The 14,090-nt window shown below is 69.2% G+C and carries 16 protein-coding genes; 14 read left to right on the top strand and 2 right to left on the bottom strand.

The features are described 5' to 3' along the window. Nucleotides 1–32: 32 nt before the first annotated feature. The 12 genes from AC52GN_RS10880 (at nucleotide 33) to AC52GN_RS10825 (ending at nucleotide 10,569) form a co-directional block, all read left to right on the top strand. Nucleotides 33–1,823 carry a M3 family oligoendopeptidase gene (locus AC52GN_RS10880; protein ID WP_496527049.1) on the top strand — a complete coding sequence of 597 codons (1,791 nt, stop codon included), beginning with the start codon at nucleotides 33–35 and terminating at the stop codon, nucleotides 1,821–1,823. A gap of 46 nt (nucleotides 1,824–1,869) precedes the next feature. Beyond that, nucleotides 1,870–3,219, top strand: a complete 1,350-nt coding sequence (locus AC52GN_RS10875) for a serine hydrolase domain-containing protein (RefSeq protein ID WP_496527048.1) — start codon at nucleotides 1,870–1,872, stop codon at nucleotides 3,217–3,219. 85 nt (nucleotides 3,220–3,304) lie between these two features. Further along, on the top strand, nucleotides 3,305–3,550 hold the full coding sequence (locus AC52GN_RS10870; protein ID WP_291776698.1) for an aa3-type cytochrome c oxidase subunit IV: 246 nt from the start codon (nucleotides 3,305–3,307) through the stop codon (nucleotides 3,548–3,550). Between the two features lie 221 nt (nucleotides 3,551–3,771). Next, nucleotides 3,772–4,905, top strand: coding sequence for a Re/Si-specific NAD(P)(+) transhydrogenase subunit alpha (locus tag AC52GN_RS10865; protein WP_496527047.1), 1,134 nt, complete (start codon nucleotides 3,772–3,774; stop codon nucleotides 4,903–4,905). Continuing rightward, the gene (locus AC52GN_RS10860) at nucleotides 4,905–5,231 is read left to right on the top strand and encodes an NAD(P) transhydrogenase subunit alpha part 2 (RefSeq protein WP_024353336.1); all 327 of its coding nucleotides are present in this window, start codon (nucleotides 4,905–4,907) and stop codon (nucleotides 5,229–5,231) included. The genes AC52GN_RS10865 and AC52GN_RS10860 overlap by 1 nt, the downstream gene beginning before the upstream one ends. Next, nucleotides 5,228–5,509 (top strand): hypothetical protein, encoded by a 282-nt coding sequence (locus AC52GN_RS10855; protein ID WP_291776692.1) that lies wholly within the window; start codon nucleotides 5,228–5,230, stop codon nucleotides 5,507–5,509. The genes AC52GN_RS10860 and AC52GN_RS10855 overlap by 4 nt, the downstream gene beginning before the upstream one ends. 19 nt (nucleotides 5,510–5,528) lie before the next feature. Further along, complete coding sequence (locus tag AC52GN_RS10850) at nucleotides 5,529–5,903, top strand: hypothetical protein (protein ID WP_291777091.1); 375 nt, start codon at nucleotides 5,529–5,531, stop codon at nucleotides 5,901–5,903. 26 nt (nucleotides 5,904–5,929) lie between these two features. Beyond that, entirely contained in the window at nucleotides 5,930–7,348 is a 1,419-nt protein-coding gene (locus AC52GN_RS10845) for an NAD(P)(+) transhydrogenase (Re/Si-specific) subunit beta (RefSeq protein WP_346487336.1), read from the top strand. Between the two features lie 67 nt (nucleotides 7,349–7,415). Beyond that, a complete protein-coding gene (locus AC52GN_RS10840) occupies nucleotides 7,416–8,147 on the top strand; it encodes a hypothetical protein (protein WP_496527046.1) in 732 nt (243 codons plus the stop codon). 10 nt (nucleotides 8,148–8,157) lie between these two features. Continuing rightward, on the top strand, nucleotides 8,158–8,640 hold the full coding sequence (locus AC52GN_RS10835; protein ID WP_496527045.1) for a hypothetical protein: 483 nt from the start codon (nucleotides 8,158–8,160) through the stop codon (nucleotides 8,638–8,640). 7 nt (nucleotides 8,641–8,647) lie between these two features. Then, a complete protein-coding gene (locus tag AC52GN_RS10830) occupies nucleotides 8,648–9,022 on the top strand; it encodes a cupin domain-containing protein (protein WP_496527044.1) in 375 nt (124 codons plus the stop codon). An 80-nt stretch (nucleotides 9,023–9,102) separates the two neighbouring features. Further along, a complete protein-coding gene (locus tag AC52GN_RS10825) occupies nucleotides 9,103–10,569 on the top strand; it encodes an amidohydrolase family protein (protein WP_496527043.1) in 1,467 nt (488 codons plus the stop codon). Here AC52GN_RS10825 and AC52GN_RS10820 read toward each other — a convergent pair. After that, nucleotides 10,547–11,125 carry an HdeD family acid-resistance protein gene (locus AC52GN_RS10820; protein WP_312219186.1) on the bottom strand — a complete coding sequence of 193 codons (579 nt, stop codon included), beginning with the start codon at nucleotides 11,123–11,125 and terminating at the stop codon, nucleotides 10,547–10,549. The two genes, AC52GN_RS10825 and AC52GN_RS10820, sit on opposite strands and share 23 nt — an antisense overlap. 101 nt (nucleotides 11,126–11,226) lie before the next feature. Next, nucleotides 11,227–11,466, bottom strand: coding sequence for a hypothetical protein (locus tag AC52GN_RS10815; protein WP_123154955.1), 240 nt, complete (start codon nucleotides 11,464–11,466; stop codon nucleotides 11,227–11,229). 100 nt (nucleotides 11,467–11,566) lie between these two features. Here AC52GN_RS10815 and AC52GN_RS10810 point away from each other — a divergent pair, with 100 nt between their 5' ends. Then, a complete protein-coding gene (locus AC52GN_RS10810) occupies nucleotides 11,567–12,550 on the top strand; it encodes a helix-turn-helix transcriptional regulator (protein ID WP_496527042.1) in 984 nt (327 codons plus the stop codon). 77 nt (nucleotides 12,551–12,627) lie between these two features. Beyond that, nucleotides 12,628–14,064 carry a hypothetical protein gene (locus AC52GN_RS10805; RefSeq protein WP_496527041.1) on the top strand — a complete coding sequence of 479 codons (1,437 nt, stop codon included), beginning with the start codon at nucleotides 12,628–12,630 and terminating at the stop codon, nucleotides 14,062–14,064. The last annotated feature ends 26 nt before the right edge of the window (nucleotides 14,065–14,090 follow it).

The raw sequence follows: 14,090 nt of genomic DNA, 5'->3' as shown, positions 1-14,090 counted from the left end.
ATCGCGCCGCCCGCCTCCCCACAACCAAGGGCATGAACGCCCCTGTCAAACCGACCGAATTCGCCGACGCCCCGCTGTGGGATCTGTCCGACCTCTACGCCTCGCGCGAGGATGCGCGTATCGCCGCCGACCTGGAGCGGGCCAGGGGGCTGGTGGAGCGGATGAACGGGTTTCAGGGGCGGTTGGCTGCCCTGTCGGGCGCCGAGCTGGGCCGAGCGCTGGATGAGGCTATCGGGCTTTATGAGCAGGCGGCGGATGTGATGGGGGCCTTGGGCGCCTACGCCTTCCTGGCCGCCTCGACCAAGCGCGAGGATGCGGCGGCGCAGGGGTTCGAGGCCGATGTGCGCGAGAAGCTGACGGTCATCGCCACCCCGACCGTCTGGCTGACGCTGGAGATCAATGCGCTGGACGAGACGGCGGTGGAGGCGGCGCTGACGGCCCATGCGCCCGCCGCGCGCTGGGCGCCGTGGCTGCGCCGGGTGCGGGCGATGAAGCCGCATGAGCTGTCGGCCGAGCTTGAGACCTTCATCGCCGAGCGCGGGCCGATTCAGGCGCAGTGGCCGCGTCTGTTCGACGAGACCTTGGCCGTGTTGCGCGCATCCGTAGGGGATGAGGAACTGACCCTGGCCGAAGGCCTGAACCGTCTCAGCGACGCGGACGGCGCCAAGCGTCAGGCGGCGGGCGAGGGGCTGTCTACGGCGTTTTCCGGCATCGCCCGGACCATGGCCATGGTGCTGAACACCGTCGCCGCCGAAAAGGCGCTGGAGGACCGCAAGCGCGGCTTCAAACGCCCCGCCGACAGCCGCCATCTGGGCAATGAAGTCGACGGCGAAAGCGTGGACGCCATGGCCGATGCGGTGGCCGAAGCCTATCCGCGTCTGGCGCATCGCTACTATGCGCTGAAGGCCCGGGCGATGGGCAAGGAACGGCTGGCTCATTGGGACCGCAATGCGCCGATCGAGGCGGCGGCGTCGCGCGCCTATGACTGGGCGGGCGGGCGCGAGGTGGTGTTGTCCAGCTTCGCCGATCTGGGCGGCGACTTCGCCGAGCGGGCGGGCTGGTTCTTCGACCGGCCGTGGATCGATGCGCGGGCGCGGGCAGGCAAGCAGTCCGGCGCCTATGCTCACCCGGTGACGGCGGATCGGCACCCCTATGTCTTCCTGAACTGGATGGGCGAGCGGCGCGACGTGCTGACGCTGGCGCATGAACTGGGCCACGGCGTGCATCAGACGCTGGCGGCGGGGCAAGGGTCGCTGCTGGCCGATACGCCGCTGACGCTGGCCGAGACGGCGTCGATCTTCGCCGAGGGGCTGACCTTCGACCGCCTGCTGGCCGAGGCGACGCCGGACGAACAGCGCGCCCTGTTGGCGGGGCGGATCGAGGACGGGCTGAATACGGTGGTGCGTCAGATCGCCTTCCACCGCTTCGAGACGCGCTTCCACGACGAGCGGGCGGCAGGCGAGGTTCCGGTCGAGCGCATCCGTGAAATCTGGATGGAGGAACTGGGCGCCAGCCTCGGCCCGTCTGTCGACCTGACCGGCTATGAAGACTGGTGGGCCTATGTCAGCCACTTCGTCCACGCGCCCTTCTATGTCTACGCCTATGCGTTCGGCGACCTGCTGGTCGCGGCGCTGATGGAGACGCGGGCCAAGGATCCGGCGGCATTTACGCCGCTGTATCGCGAGCTGCTGTCCGGCGGCGGGGCGCGGACCTATGTCGAGGCGCTGAAGCCGTTCGGCCTGAACCCGCGCGATCCGGCCTTCTGGACCATTGGGACCAAGCGGCTGGAAGGTCTGATCGATCGGTTCGAGGCGCTGGGCTGACGACTATGCGTTGACAGGGGCGCGTGCGGCGTTGAAGCGTGGCCGCATGAAAATCGCGTCCCGTGTTCTTGTTCTCGCCGCCGTTCTCGCCCTGCCGACGACGGTTCTCGCCCAGACCGAGGCCTCGGCCAACCACCGCGCCCTGGCGGCGGGCTACAAGGCGCTGACGGTGTGCAGCGCCCTGCATACGGCGCGCGCGGCGGGGGCCGAGCGGACGGTCGCCAGCGTCGAGGCGAACGAACTGGTCGGCATCTACCCCGAACTTCAGTCGCTGGTCGGCGCCATGAAGGTCGAGATGGCGGGCGACCTCGTCACCGTCGCCTGGGATCAGGCAGCCGCGCCTCGCGTCGCGACCTGGACCGATGGGCGCGGCTGCGTCATCGAGCCGATGGGCTATGTGCCGGGCGCTGCGCCTGAACGGGCGCCGCTGGCGCGCCGGGCCTCGGCGCCGGATCTGCCGACGGCGCGGCCCAAGGGGAACGCCCGCGCGCTGGAGGCCGCCGTCGCGCGCGCCTTCGATCAGGGATTCGGCGAAGGAACCAACACCACCGGCGTGGTGGTGATGCAGGGCGGCAAGCGGGTGGCGGAACGCTATGCCCCCGACTTCGGGCCGAACACGCCCCAGCGCACATGGTCTGTGGCCAAGAGCCTGGCCGGAACCGTCATCGGCGCGGCGGTCGAGCGCGGCGAACTGGACGTGAAGGCGCCAGCCGCCATCGCCAACTGGCGCACGCCCGGCGATCCGCGCGCAGCCATCACGGTCGACGCCCTGATGCGGATGTCTTCGGGCCTGACCAGCGACACGGCGGGCAATCGCACCGACGCCCTCTATTTCGGCGGCACGGCGGCGGACGAGCAGGCGCCGGGCTGGCCGCTGCTGGCGCCGGTCGGGACGGTCTATCGCTACGCCAACAACGACACCCTGCTGGCGGTCATGGCGGCGGCGTCGACGTTCGAGGCCCATCCGCCCGCCGAACTGTTCGACACGCTGGGCATGACGCACACCTGGGCCGAGACCGACTGGCGCGGCAACTACATCCTGTCGAGCCAGGTCTGGACGACGGCGCGCGATCTGGCCCGCTTCGGCCAACTGTATCTGCAGGACGGGGTGTGGGAGGGCGAGCGCCTCCTGCCGCAGGGCTGGCGCGACTACGTCACGGCTCCTGCCGGGCCTCAGCCGCCGACGGGCGACTTCGGCTATGGCGCGACCTTCTGGCTGCTGAACCGATCCGAGGGCGTGCCGGCGGATACCTTCGCCGCCTTCGGCAATCGCGGGCAGTATGTGGTGATCGTGCCCAGCCGCCAGGTGGTCATCGTGCGGCGCGGCGAAGACCCTGCGGGCAAGCCGTTCGACGTCGCCGCCTTCGCTCGCTCGGTTCTGGAAAGCCTGGACTGAGGCGCTTGTGGCCGCGACGGGCTTGAGCCGCGCGCAGGCCTCGCTATAAGAGCCGTCGAAATCCCGACTCTTTTTGGAAGACCCCATGGCCGACCAGCACGCTGAAGCGACCGCCCCCCACGTCCACGGGGAAATGAACATCTCGGAACAGGCCTGGACCTGGAGCCTGTTCATGGGCCTGACCAAGTGGCTGTCGCTGGCCATGGCCGTGCTGATCCTGTTCCTGACGGTGTGGTTCGGCGTGGGCGCGGGCTTCGTTCCGGCCTTCATCAGCTCCGCCGTGATGGCGGTGGTCGGCTTCTTTGTTCTGAAGAACAAGGTTTCGGCCTAGGGAGCGCTTTTCTCCCAGATCGGTTTGCACGAGGCCCGTCGGCAGGTTCGACGGGCCTTTGCTTGCGCGGATTGCGGCGAAGTGAGCAAGAACCTTGCGACGGCGGGCGGTGAAGCGGCGAAGGTCGCGAAAAAATCGCCTTATCGAGATGACTTGGCTTTGACGCCTGCTCCGGCTTCGGCCTAACGTCGGTCCGACCCTGGGGAGTGGGAGGGATTCGCTTGGCTGTCGCCATCGCCGTCACCCGTGAACGCCGTGAAGGCGAGACGCGTTGCGCTGTAACGCCCGAAACGGTGAAGAAGCTGGTCGCCCTCGGGGCGACGGTGAGCGTCGAGGCCGGGACGGGCCTAGGCTCCTCCCTGCCGGACGCCGACTACGCCGACGCGGGGGCCAGCGTGAAGCCCGACCTGTCGGCGGCGCTGGCTGGTGCGGACGTCCTTCTGAAGGTGCGCGGCCCGACGGCGTCGGAAATCAGCGCCCTGAAGCCCGGCGCGGTCGTCGTCGGCCTGCTGGACGCCTGGCGCGACAAGGCCACGGTCGAGGCGTTGAGGGGCGCGAACGCCACCGCCTTCGCCATGGAGTTCGTGCCGCGCATCACCCGCGCCCAGGTGATGGACGCCCTGTCGTCCCAGGCCAATCTGGCCGGATATCGGGCGGTGATCGAGGCGGCCTACGCCTATGGCAAGGGCTTCCCCATGATGATGACGGCCGCCGGGACGGTGGCCGCCGCCAAGGTCTTTGTCATGGGCGCGGGCGTCGCGGGGCTTCAGGCCATCGCCACCGCGCGGCGTCTGGGCGCGGTCGTCACCGCCACCGACGTGCGCCCCGCCGCCAAGGAGCAGGTCGAGAGCCTGGGCGCCAAATTCGTCGCCGTCGAGGACGAGGAGTTCAAGGCGGCAGAGACGGCGGGGGGCTACGCCAAGGCCATGTCGGCCGAGTATCAGGCCAAGCAGGCCGAACTGACCGCCGCCCACATCATCAAGCAGGACGTGGTCATCACCACGGCCCTGATCCCCGGCCGTCCGGCGCCCAAGCTGGTGACGGCGGCGCACGTCGCCTCGATGAAGCCCGGCTCGGTCATTGTCGATCTGGCGGTCGAGGCAGGCGGCAATGTCGAGGGCTCCAAGCCGAACGAGGTCGTGACCACGGCCAATGGGGTGAAGATCGTCGGCTGGAGCAACATGCCCGGCCGCATCGCCGCGGACGCCAGCGCCCTTTACGCCCGCAACCTGGTCGCCTTCCTGGGGTTGATGATCAAGGACGACGCCCTGTCGGTCGACCTGGAGGAGGAGATCCTCAAGGCCGCCGTCGTCACCCACGGCGGCGCCGTGGTGCATGAAGGAGTGAGAGGCTGATGGAACACGTCGATCCCACCGTCTTTCGCTTGGCGATCTTCGTCCTGTCGATCTTCGTCGGCTACTATGTCGTCTGGAGCGTGACGCCGGCGCTGCACACGCCGCTGATGGCCGTCACCAACGCCATTTCCAGCGTCATCATCGTCGGCGGCCTGATCGCAGCGGCGGCGATGAGCGCCCAGGCGGGCGGGCCGAACGCCTGGATCGCCAAGGGGGCGGGCGTGGCCGCCGTCACCCTGGCCAGCGTCAACATCTTCGGCGGCTTCATGGTCACGCGACGGATGCTGGCCATGTACAAGAAGAAGGAAAGGCCCAAGGCCTCGTGATCCTGTCTCCCGTATCGCTGGCCTTCTACCTGTCCTGGGGCGTCACCGTTCTGGGCGTGGCGCTGTGGGTGTGGAGTTGGGTGCGGGTTCGCGACCCGATCGACCGGCTGCGCTTCCAGGATTGCGGTATCGTGCTGGTTTTCGCCGCGATCCTGACCCGGGTCATCATTCAGGATCGCGAGATGACGGTCTTCGACTGGGCGATGATCCTGCTCGGGCCGTTGTTCATCGCGGCGGCGCTGTGGCGTCTGTCGCGCACCCAATCCGTCAAACGCTAACCCTGAAGAGTATCGCGTGATGAAAGCTTCCCTGATTTCCGTCCTGGCCCTGTCGGCCGCCGCCGTCGTCGCGGGCGCCGCCTCGGCGCAGTCCGCCCGCGAGGTGGGCCAGGACCCCTATAGCGGCCTGCACTGGTCGGTGGTCGCGCCGCAGGGCGCCAGCTGGGCGCTGGAATGCGGGTTCCGGCCGGTGACCATTCGCGGCGTGCACATGAACCGCATCAGCCACACGGGCGCCGGTCGGATGGCGGGCCGCCTGCCGGGCGACAACGCGCGTTGCAAGGTGACCAAGACCGGGGGCGACGGCGCGGTCGGGCTGGCCGTGGTCAAGAACGGCGTGGCCACGGCATCCGGCGCCAACGGCGAGGCGCCCGCCGTCGTGAACGTATTCTGATCTGAGACTGAAAAGAGGGGGAGGGGATGAACGCATCGATCGCGGCGCTGGCCTATCTGGCGGCGGGGGTTCTGTTCATCCTCTCGCTCAGGGGACTGTCCAGTCCCGAGACCAGCCGCAGGGGCAATACGCTGGGCATGGTCGGCATGGCCCTGGCCGTCGGCGTCACCCTGCTGACGCTGGGGACCAGCGGGGCGCTGGATCCTCTGACCCTGGCCCTGATCGCGGGCGGGGTCGTGGTCGGCGGCGGCGCGGGCGCGGTGATCGCCAACCGCGTGCCGATGACCGCCATGCCGCAGCTGGTCGCGGCGTTCCACTCCCTGGTCGGGCTGGCCGCCTGTCTGGTGGCGGTGGGGGCGGTCTATGCGCCCGACGCCTTCGGCATCATGACGGCGACGGGCGGGATAAAGACCCTGTCCATCGTCGAACTGAGCCTGGGCGTCGCCATCGGGGCCATCACCTTCACAGGTTCGGTCATCGCCTTCGCCAAGCTGGACGGGCGGATGAGCGGGGCGCCGATCCTTTTGCCCGCGCGGCACCTGATCAACATCGCCCTGGCCCTGGCCCTGGTCTTCCTGATCGGCGTCCTGATCGGGACGGGCGGGACGGCGGTCTGGGCCTTCTGGGGCGTGTTCGCGATCGCCCTGATCCTGGGCGCGACCCTGATCATCCCCATCGGCGGGGCGGACATGCCGGTGGTGGTGTCCATGCTGAACTCCTATTCCGGCTGGGCGGCGGCGGCCTTGGGCTTCACCCTGGAGAACATCGCCCTGATCATCACCGGCGCCCTGGTCGGATCGTCGGGCGCGATCCTCAGCTACATCATGTGCAAGGGGATGAACCGCAGCTTCATCAGCGTCATCCTGGGCGGCTTCGGCGCCGAGGCGGGCGCGGCGGCGGGCGGCGGGGCGGTCGAGACGCGGCCGGTCAAGCAGGGCTCGGCCGAGGACGCCGCCTTCATCATGAAGAACGCCTCCAAGGTCATCATCGTGCCCGGCTACGGCATGGCGGTGGCCCAGGCGCAGCACGCCCTTCGCGAAATGGCCGACACGCTGAAGGAGGAGGGCGTCGAGGTGAAATACGCCATCCACCCCGTCGCGGGCCGGATGCCGGGCCACATGAACGTCCTGCTGGCCGAGGCCAACGTCCCCTATGACGAGGTGTTCGAGCTGGAGGACATCAACAGCGAATTCGCCTCGGCCGACGTGGCCTTCGTCATCGGCGCCAACGACGTGACCAATCCGGCCGCCAAGACCGATCCGCAGTCGCCCATCTACGGCATGCCGGTTCTGGACGTGGAGAAGGCCGGCACCGTCCTGTTCATCAAGCGGTCGATGGGCAGCGGCTACGCCGGGGTCGAGAACGAGCTCTTCTTCCGCGACAACACCATGATGCTGTTCGCCGACGCCAAGAAGATGGTCGAGGGGATCGTGAAGGCCCTTTGAGTTCGCGCACGAGAACCCATCGCGCCGTGGTGCGTTGGTTGCGACGCTCAACCTGAGCCGTGGAGAGATGATGACTGCATTCCAGGGACTGAAAACGGTCGTCCTGCTGGGCGCCCTTGCGGGACTGTCGGCCTGCGGCCGGGCGGACAAGGCGGCTGAAAAGGCCGATGCCGCCCCGGCTGAGGCGACCCAGGCGGCGGCGCCCGAGGCCGCGCCTGTGGCGGGCGGCGCGCCGACGATCGACCAGATGATGGGGGTGCAGGTCGCCTATCTGGAATCCAAGCTGGGCCCGGCCCGCACGGTTCAGGACAAGGAACGCACCTATGAGATCGGCGACTGCACGGTCCGCGTCAGCGCTGACGGCGGCGAGGTCGTCGGCTACGCCGTGCCGATGACGCCGGCCTGTTCGACCCAGGCCCTGGCGGCGCTGAAGGACTATGACCTGCCGCAGAAGATCGACCTGACCATGGGCGAGTTCGCGGCGGCGCGCGGCAACGTCGACTTCAAGGCCGACTGCCTGACCCTGTGCGGCAATGCGGCCGATCCCTGGGTCCATCTGGAGAGCCCCGGCCCACGCGCCTTTCCAGGCATTCGCGCCTCGGCCGTGATGGTCAGCGACGCCACCATCGACGCCTCCTTCCGCATCCGAGACGCCATCAAGGCGGCCAAGGGCGAGGACTACGTCATCGACACGACCTTCAACTGCAGCGCCGACTTCGACCAACTGGCGATCCGCGAACTGAAGACCGTCCGCATCGACGAGATCGAGGTCGGCTACGTCCCCTACGGCGGGTGCTGAGGTCGAGCCAGTGAAGCACGGCGCGGTTCTGCGCGTCGGGGCGGCGCTGGCGGCGGCCGCCGCCGCCCTGGCCGCCTGTTCGGCGATGATCCCGGTGAACATCAGCGGCGACCTGGAGCAGCCGATCGCGACCTTCGGCGTCGATCCCGCAAGGCCCGAGAAGGCCTGTCTGGGCGGCCTGGCCGTGCATGAGCGGTCGGACGCCATGATGCGTCCGGTCTGGTTGATCGAGGCGCGCGGTCGCAACTGCCGGGGTCTGAGACAGGTCGTCTACGGCCAGGCGCCCGAGGGGTTCGAGACGACGGTGGAGGCTGCGCCGCTGAAGCCCGGCGTGCGCTACGCCGTGGTCGGCTACGGCTTGACCGGCGGGCCGCTGAGCCGCGTGCCCTGGCGTGGAGGAGACGAAGTGATGTTCGAGGGCGGACGCTGGCGCCTCGTCCCGCCGCAGCAGCGCGGCCCGCACATGGACGCCGAGGGCGAAGCAGCCCACTAGCGGCCGGATGGAAAGCGCGGATTTCACGCTCGAAGAGGTTGTCGAGAGCCTGGGGTTGCGGCCGCTGGGCGACGGCGGCTGGGGCCGCCTCATGGGCGCCGGGTCGAGCGAGCCGGGCGAGACGGTCGGGGCCTATCGCCTGCTGACCCCCGATGCGCCGTCCGACTGGCGCGCGATCGAGGTCGAGGAATTGTGGACCGCCTATATGGGCGCGCCGCTGGAGGTCGAACTGGCCACCGAGACGGGCGTGCGGCGCGAAACCCTGGCGGCCGGATCGGGTCTGTGGATCACCATTCCGCCGGGCGGCTGGCTGCGAACGCGGTCGGTCGGCGGGTGGTGTCTGGCGGGACGGATCGGGACGGAGCAGAGCCGCCGCGGATGAGGCTTTCCCGTCGGCGGGACATGAAACGCCGCTATTCCTGATAGGCTTGCTGACGGCGGCGAAGAGACTATAGCGGATTCATGCGCACCTTCCTGATCGCCGCCTCCGCCCTGCTGTCCGCCTGCGCCCTGGCGCAGCTGGCCGCCGCCCAGACGCCCGTCCAGCCGGTCGACCTGCTGCTGACCTCGGCCACGGTGGTCGACGTCGAGAAGGGGACGACGACGCCGGATCAACTGGTCGCCGTGCGCGGCGGCGACATCGTGGCCGTAGGCCCCGAGGGCGAGGCGAGCCTCTATCAGGCCGCGCGCACCCAGGATCTGGGAGACCGCTACGTCATGCCGGGCCTGTGGGACATGCACGTCCACTTCGGCGGCGGCGAGGCCCTGATCGAGGAGAACGCCGAGCTGATGCCGCTGTTCATCATCAACGGCGTGGTCGCGGTGCGCGACGCGGCGGGCGATCTGGCGCAGCAGGTGCTGGACTGGCGCGCGTCGCCGCCGACCGCCGATGCGCCGCGCATCTTCACCTCCGGCCCCAAGATCGAGGGCATCGCCCCCGTCTGGAAGGGCGTGATCGAGACCGGCAGCGAGGCGGACGTGGACGCCGCCCTGGACCGGCTGCAGGCCCTGCGCGTCGACTTCGTCAAGATCACCGACAACACGCTGAAGCCCGAGCTTTTCCTCTACGCCGTGCGTGAGGCGAAGAAGCGGGGCATGAAGACCTCGGCCCACATCCCGGCCAGCATCACGGTGCTGGAGGCCGCCGAGGCGGGCCTGTCGTCGATCGAACACCTCGACTACGCCATGAAGGCCGGGTCGCGCGACGAGGCCGCCATCGCCGCCGACTATCTGGCGGGCAAATACACCTACGCCCAGACCATGCGCCGCTATGCCGACACCTTCGACGTGGAGACGGCGCGCCGGGTCTATGCGCGTCTGGCGGAACTGGGCACGGCGGTGTCGCCGACGCTCTACGGTTCGACCACTCTGGCCAATCTGGATCTGGACGACCATTCGCATGACGAGGGCCTGGCCTATGTCGGTCCGGGCATCCGGGCGACCTATGATTGGCGCATCCAGCGCGCCGCCCAGGCCACGCCGCAGCAGGTCGAGGACCGTCATTTCGTCAAGGACGTCACCGCGCGCACCCTGCCCATGCTGCGCGATGCGGGGGTGACCATCCTGACCGGGACGGACGCGGGCTTCCTGAACTCGTTCAACTATCCGGGCTTCTCGCTGCACGATGAGTTGGAGCTCTATGTGAAGCTGGGCCTGACGCCGCGTGAAGCGCTGATGGGGTCGGTCGTGGACGGGCCGCGCTTCCTGAACCAGGGCGAACGTTACGGCGCCGTGGCGGCGGGCAAGTCGGCTGACCTGCTGGTGCTGGAGGCCGACCCCCTGACGGACGTCAGCGCCACGCGCGACGCCGAGGCGGTGGTGCTGCGCGGCCGCCTGATCGATGCGGCGGAACTGGAGCGGATGCGCGCCGAAATCCGCGCTCGGGTCGCGGCGCGCAATGCGGTTTTTAAGCCTTCGCCAGCGTCCTGACCTTGAAGGCGACCCAGATCAGCAGCAGGCCGAACAGCACGGCCCACGCCGCGATCAGCCACAGCAGGCCCAGGGCGCCCGCCCCCGGCATGAAGACCAGGATCAGGCCGAAGATCACGGACAGGGCGCCGGCGGCGCCCAGGCTCCACTCATTGGCGATCTCGTTGCGCAGGCGAATGGCGCCGACGATTTCGAGCACGCCGCGCAGGATCGACCAGAAGCCGATCAGATAGACCAGGACCAGGGCCGTCAGTCCCGGCCAGGCGAAGGCGACTCCGGCGGCCAGGATGCTGATCACGCCGCCCAGCGCCAACCACCAGCGCGGGGCGAAGCCGCCGCCCCGGATCGCCGCGATCAGGGCCAGAACCCCGTCGACCAGGGCGTAGATCCCATAGACCAGGATCAGGGACACAAGGCTGATCTGCGGCCAGATGAAGGTCAGGACGCCGAAGGCCACGGCGGCGATCCCGCGCAACAGCAGCAGCCACCAGGATCGATGCAGGGCGGATTTCACGAGGCCTTCCAGCGAAGGCGCGGCGGTGTTGGACGAGGACATGTTTGCAGCTCCCCTTTGGCGTGGCGGCGTACGGCCACGCTGGGCCAACGCGGCCGCGCGGGGGAGGGTTCCCTGATCCGCCCTCCTGCCCAGCCCTGGTCTCAGGCCGCCGCGCGCCAGTCGGAACGGGCGTTGAACGGCGGGGTGTGGAACTCGTCCCACAGGGCGTCTTCGTTGGTGTAGCGGCTGGTCGAGGCGCTGATCACGTCCACCACCTGCTCCTCCTGACGGTCCCAGATGACGGCCAGGTCGCTCTCGGTTTCGCACGGCACGATCATGTAGCGATCGGCGAAGGTCTTGCGGGCGGGCTTCTGGACGGTGGGGGTGCGGACGAAGGCCATGGTGAAAACTCCTGGTGCGAAAGGCGTCGCCTCTTGCTGACAGGATGAATATGAGACAGCATTACGCCAATTTCGGACGCATCTCTGTGGAGAAGACATCTTGCGGCACGACAAGGCGGCCATGGTCATCGATCTGGCGCGGGGCATGGCGGCCAGCGCCGAGGGGCTGACGCTGAATGAGATGGCTGCTCAGCTGAACGTCGGCCGCCGCACGGCCGAGCGGATGCGCGACGCCGTGCTGATGCTGTTTCCGCAGGTGGAGGAGGTGTCCGACCCGCCGACCAAGCGCTGGCGTATCCGGGGCGGGCTGTCGGCCTTTGAACAGGCGCCGACGGCGACCGAGATGCTGGAACTGACCAAGGCGGCGGCGGCCCTGCGCGCTGCGGGCGAACCGGCGCGGGCGGCGGCGCTGGAAAGCCTTGAGCGCAAGGTGAAGGCGGCGATGCGCTCGACCACACTGAACCGTATGGCGCCGGATCTGGAGGCTCTGGTTCGGGCCGAGACCATCGCCGTCCAGGCCGGGCCGCGCCCCAGCGCCGACGAGACAGTGCTGGCTGAAATTCGCGGGGCGGTGCTGGCGGAGCGGCCGCTGAACTTCATCTACGCCCGGCCCGGCGCCGAGGCTCGGACCCGCACCATGACGCCGTGCGGCCTGATGTTCGGCCGGGCCAACTATCTGGTGGCGGCGGATCGCGAGAGCGGGCGCATCCAGACCTTCCGCCTGGACCGGATGAGCGCGGTCGAGGCGGGCGAAGGCACGGCGCGCCCGCCCGAAGACTTCGACCTCGCCGCCTTCGCCAGCCAGTCCTTCGGCATCTATCAGGACGAGATCGAAGAGGTCGCCCTGCGCATTGCGCCCGAAGGCGCGGACGAGGCGCGCGGCTGGCGTTGGCACCCGACCCAGACGATCGAGGATCAGGCCGACGGCTCGGTCGTGGTGCGGTTCCGCGCCTCGGGGATGCGCGAACTGGCCTGGCACCTGTTCACCTGGGGCGAGCAGGCGACCATCCTGGGACCGGACCGGCTGAAGGCCGTGATGGCCGAGGCGCTCGCGGCGGCGGGCCGCGCCCTCGAATGGGCGTAAAGCTGAGCAAACCGTAAGGTGACGGGCCGGGTTCGGCCCCCTTAAGCTGCGCCGTTCACTGTGGGAGACTGCTCTTCGTGCGTCTGAAAGTCCTGTCCACGGCGGCCGTTGCAGCCGCCATCCTGCTGACCGCCTGCGCCGCGACGCCGGCGCCCGGCCCCTGGAACGTCGAGGCGGCGCCGCAGGTGACGGTGACGCGTGAGGACGGGCGGCTGACGGTCGACTATGTCTTCAACCGCGACGCCGTGGTCTGGGCCTTCATGGATTCGGCGCTGATCTCCGACGTGCGCGAGCCGTGGCGGCCGCGTCAGTGGACGGTCGAGACGCCCGGCGTGGTGATGGAGCGACGCGGCCACTACGACATCATCCGCAGCACGGACGGCGGTCCCGTGCCGCGCCATGTCCGCTTCAGCGTGACGCCCCAGGCGGTCGAGCTGGAGGCGGAATACAAGACCCTGGTCTTCTCGGACGGGGCGGTAGCCCTGCCGACGCGGCAGATGGACGTCTTCGCCCTGGGCTCGCCCGAGGCGGCGGAGGCGATGCCGGCGGACCTGAACGGGGTCGATCTGGACGGCGGGGCCTCGCGCGTGACCTGGCGCGACCTAGACGGTCCGGTGCTGTTCAACGGCGAGCGCCACGCCGAACTGACGACGACGGGCGAGCGGTCCTATGTCCTTCTGGGACAGGCGCGGGTGACGCCCGGCGAGGGGCTGACCACCGTCATGGACCCCAATCTGCCGCCGTGGATCGGCGAGAAGATCCGCGATTTCGCCCCGCGCGTGGGGGAGTTCTACCTGCAACGCCTGGGACGCCCCGGCTCGGGCGGCGACAATCCGGTCGTCATGGTGTCGTGGAACGGCCCGACCGAGCGGATGACCAGCATGGGCGGCAGCGTCCTGCCCGGCCTGATCGTCATGTCGTTCGAGGGGACCGGCGTGACCCGGCCGACGGCGGAGATGGAGCGGGTGTCGCGGTGGTTCATCGGCCATGAGAGCGCGCACTTCTGGCTGGGCCAGACGGTGCGTTACGAGTTCGCGCGCGACGCCTGGATCACCGAGGGCGGGGCCGACCTGATGGCGGTGCGCGCGCTGAAGGCGTTGGACCCGACCTATGACGACCGCAAGGCCCTGCAGGAAGAGGTCGACGACTGCGTGATCCTGAGCCAGGGGCGCCGCGTGGCCGAGGCGGGCGGACGCGGCGAGCACCGCGCCTATTACGCCTGCGGCGCCGTCTTCGCCATGACGGCCGAGGGCGCGCAGAAGCGGCGCGACGGCGGCGACTGGTTCGGCTTCCTGCGGCCCCTGCTGGACGCCAACCGCAGGGACGGGGTGCTGACCCGCGCCGAATGGCTGAACGCCCTGACGCGCGTGTCGGGCGATCCGACGCTGGCGGCCGACATCGGGCGGATGCTGGATCAGGGAGCGGCCGATCCCGCCGCCGAGATCGCCAGTCTGTTCCGGCGGACGGGCGTGCCGCATCGAGTCGAAGGCGGAAGCGTCATCCTGATGAATTGATCCGGCTCAAGGCGCCGAACGGCGGT

The organism is Brevundimonas sp. SS2672 (genome assembly GCF_059579685.1).
The sequence above is the reverse complement of the archived record's forward strand: the minus strand, read 5'-3'. Positions and strand labels throughout refer to the sequence as shown.

Coding starts and splice junctions, on each gene's coding strand:
- AC52GN_RS10880 (WP_496527049.1), top strand. CDS start 33: ATGAACGCCCCTGTCAAACCGACCGAATTCGCCGACGCCCCGCTGTGG.
- AC52GN_RS10875 (WP_496527048.1), top strand. CDS start 1,870: ATGAAAATCGCGTCCCGTGTTCTTGTTCTCGCCGCCGTTCTCGCCCTG.
- AC52GN_RS10870 (WP_291776698.1), top strand. CDS start 3,305: ATGGCCGACCAGCACGCTGAAGCGACCGCCCCCCACGTCCACGGGGAA.
- AC52GN_RS10860 (WP_024353336.1), top strand. CDS start 4,905: ATGGAACACGTCGATCCCACCGTCTTTCGCTTGGCGATCTTCGTCCTG.
- AC52GN_RS10850 (WP_291777091.1), top strand. CDS start 5,529: ATGAAAGCTTCCCTGATTTCCGTCCTGGCCCTGTCGGCCGCCGCCGTC.
- AC52GN_RS10845 (WP_346487336.1), top strand. CDS start 5,930: ATGAACGCATCGATCGCGGCGCTGGCCTATCTGGCGGCGGGGGTTCTG.
- AC52GN_RS10840 (WP_496527046.1), top strand. CDS start 7,416: ATGATGACTGCATTCCAGGGACTGAAAACGGTCGTCCTGCTGGGCGCC.
- AC52GN_RS10830 (WP_496527044.1), top strand. CDS start 8,648: ATGGAAAGCGCGGATTTCACGCTCGAAGAGGTTGTCGAGAGCCTGGGG.
- AC52GN_RS10825 (WP_496527043.1), top strand. CDS start 9,103: ATGCGCACCTTCCTGATCGCCGCCTCCGCCCTGCTGTCCGCCTGCGCC.
- AC52GN_RS10820 (WP_312219186.1), bottom strand. CDS start 11,125: ATGTCCTCGTCCAACACCGCCGCGCCTTCGCTGGAAGGCCTCGTGAAA.
- AC52GN_RS10815 (WP_123154955.1), bottom strand. CDS start 11,466: ATGGCCTTCGTCCGCACCCCCACCGTCCAGAAGCCCGCCCGCAAGACC.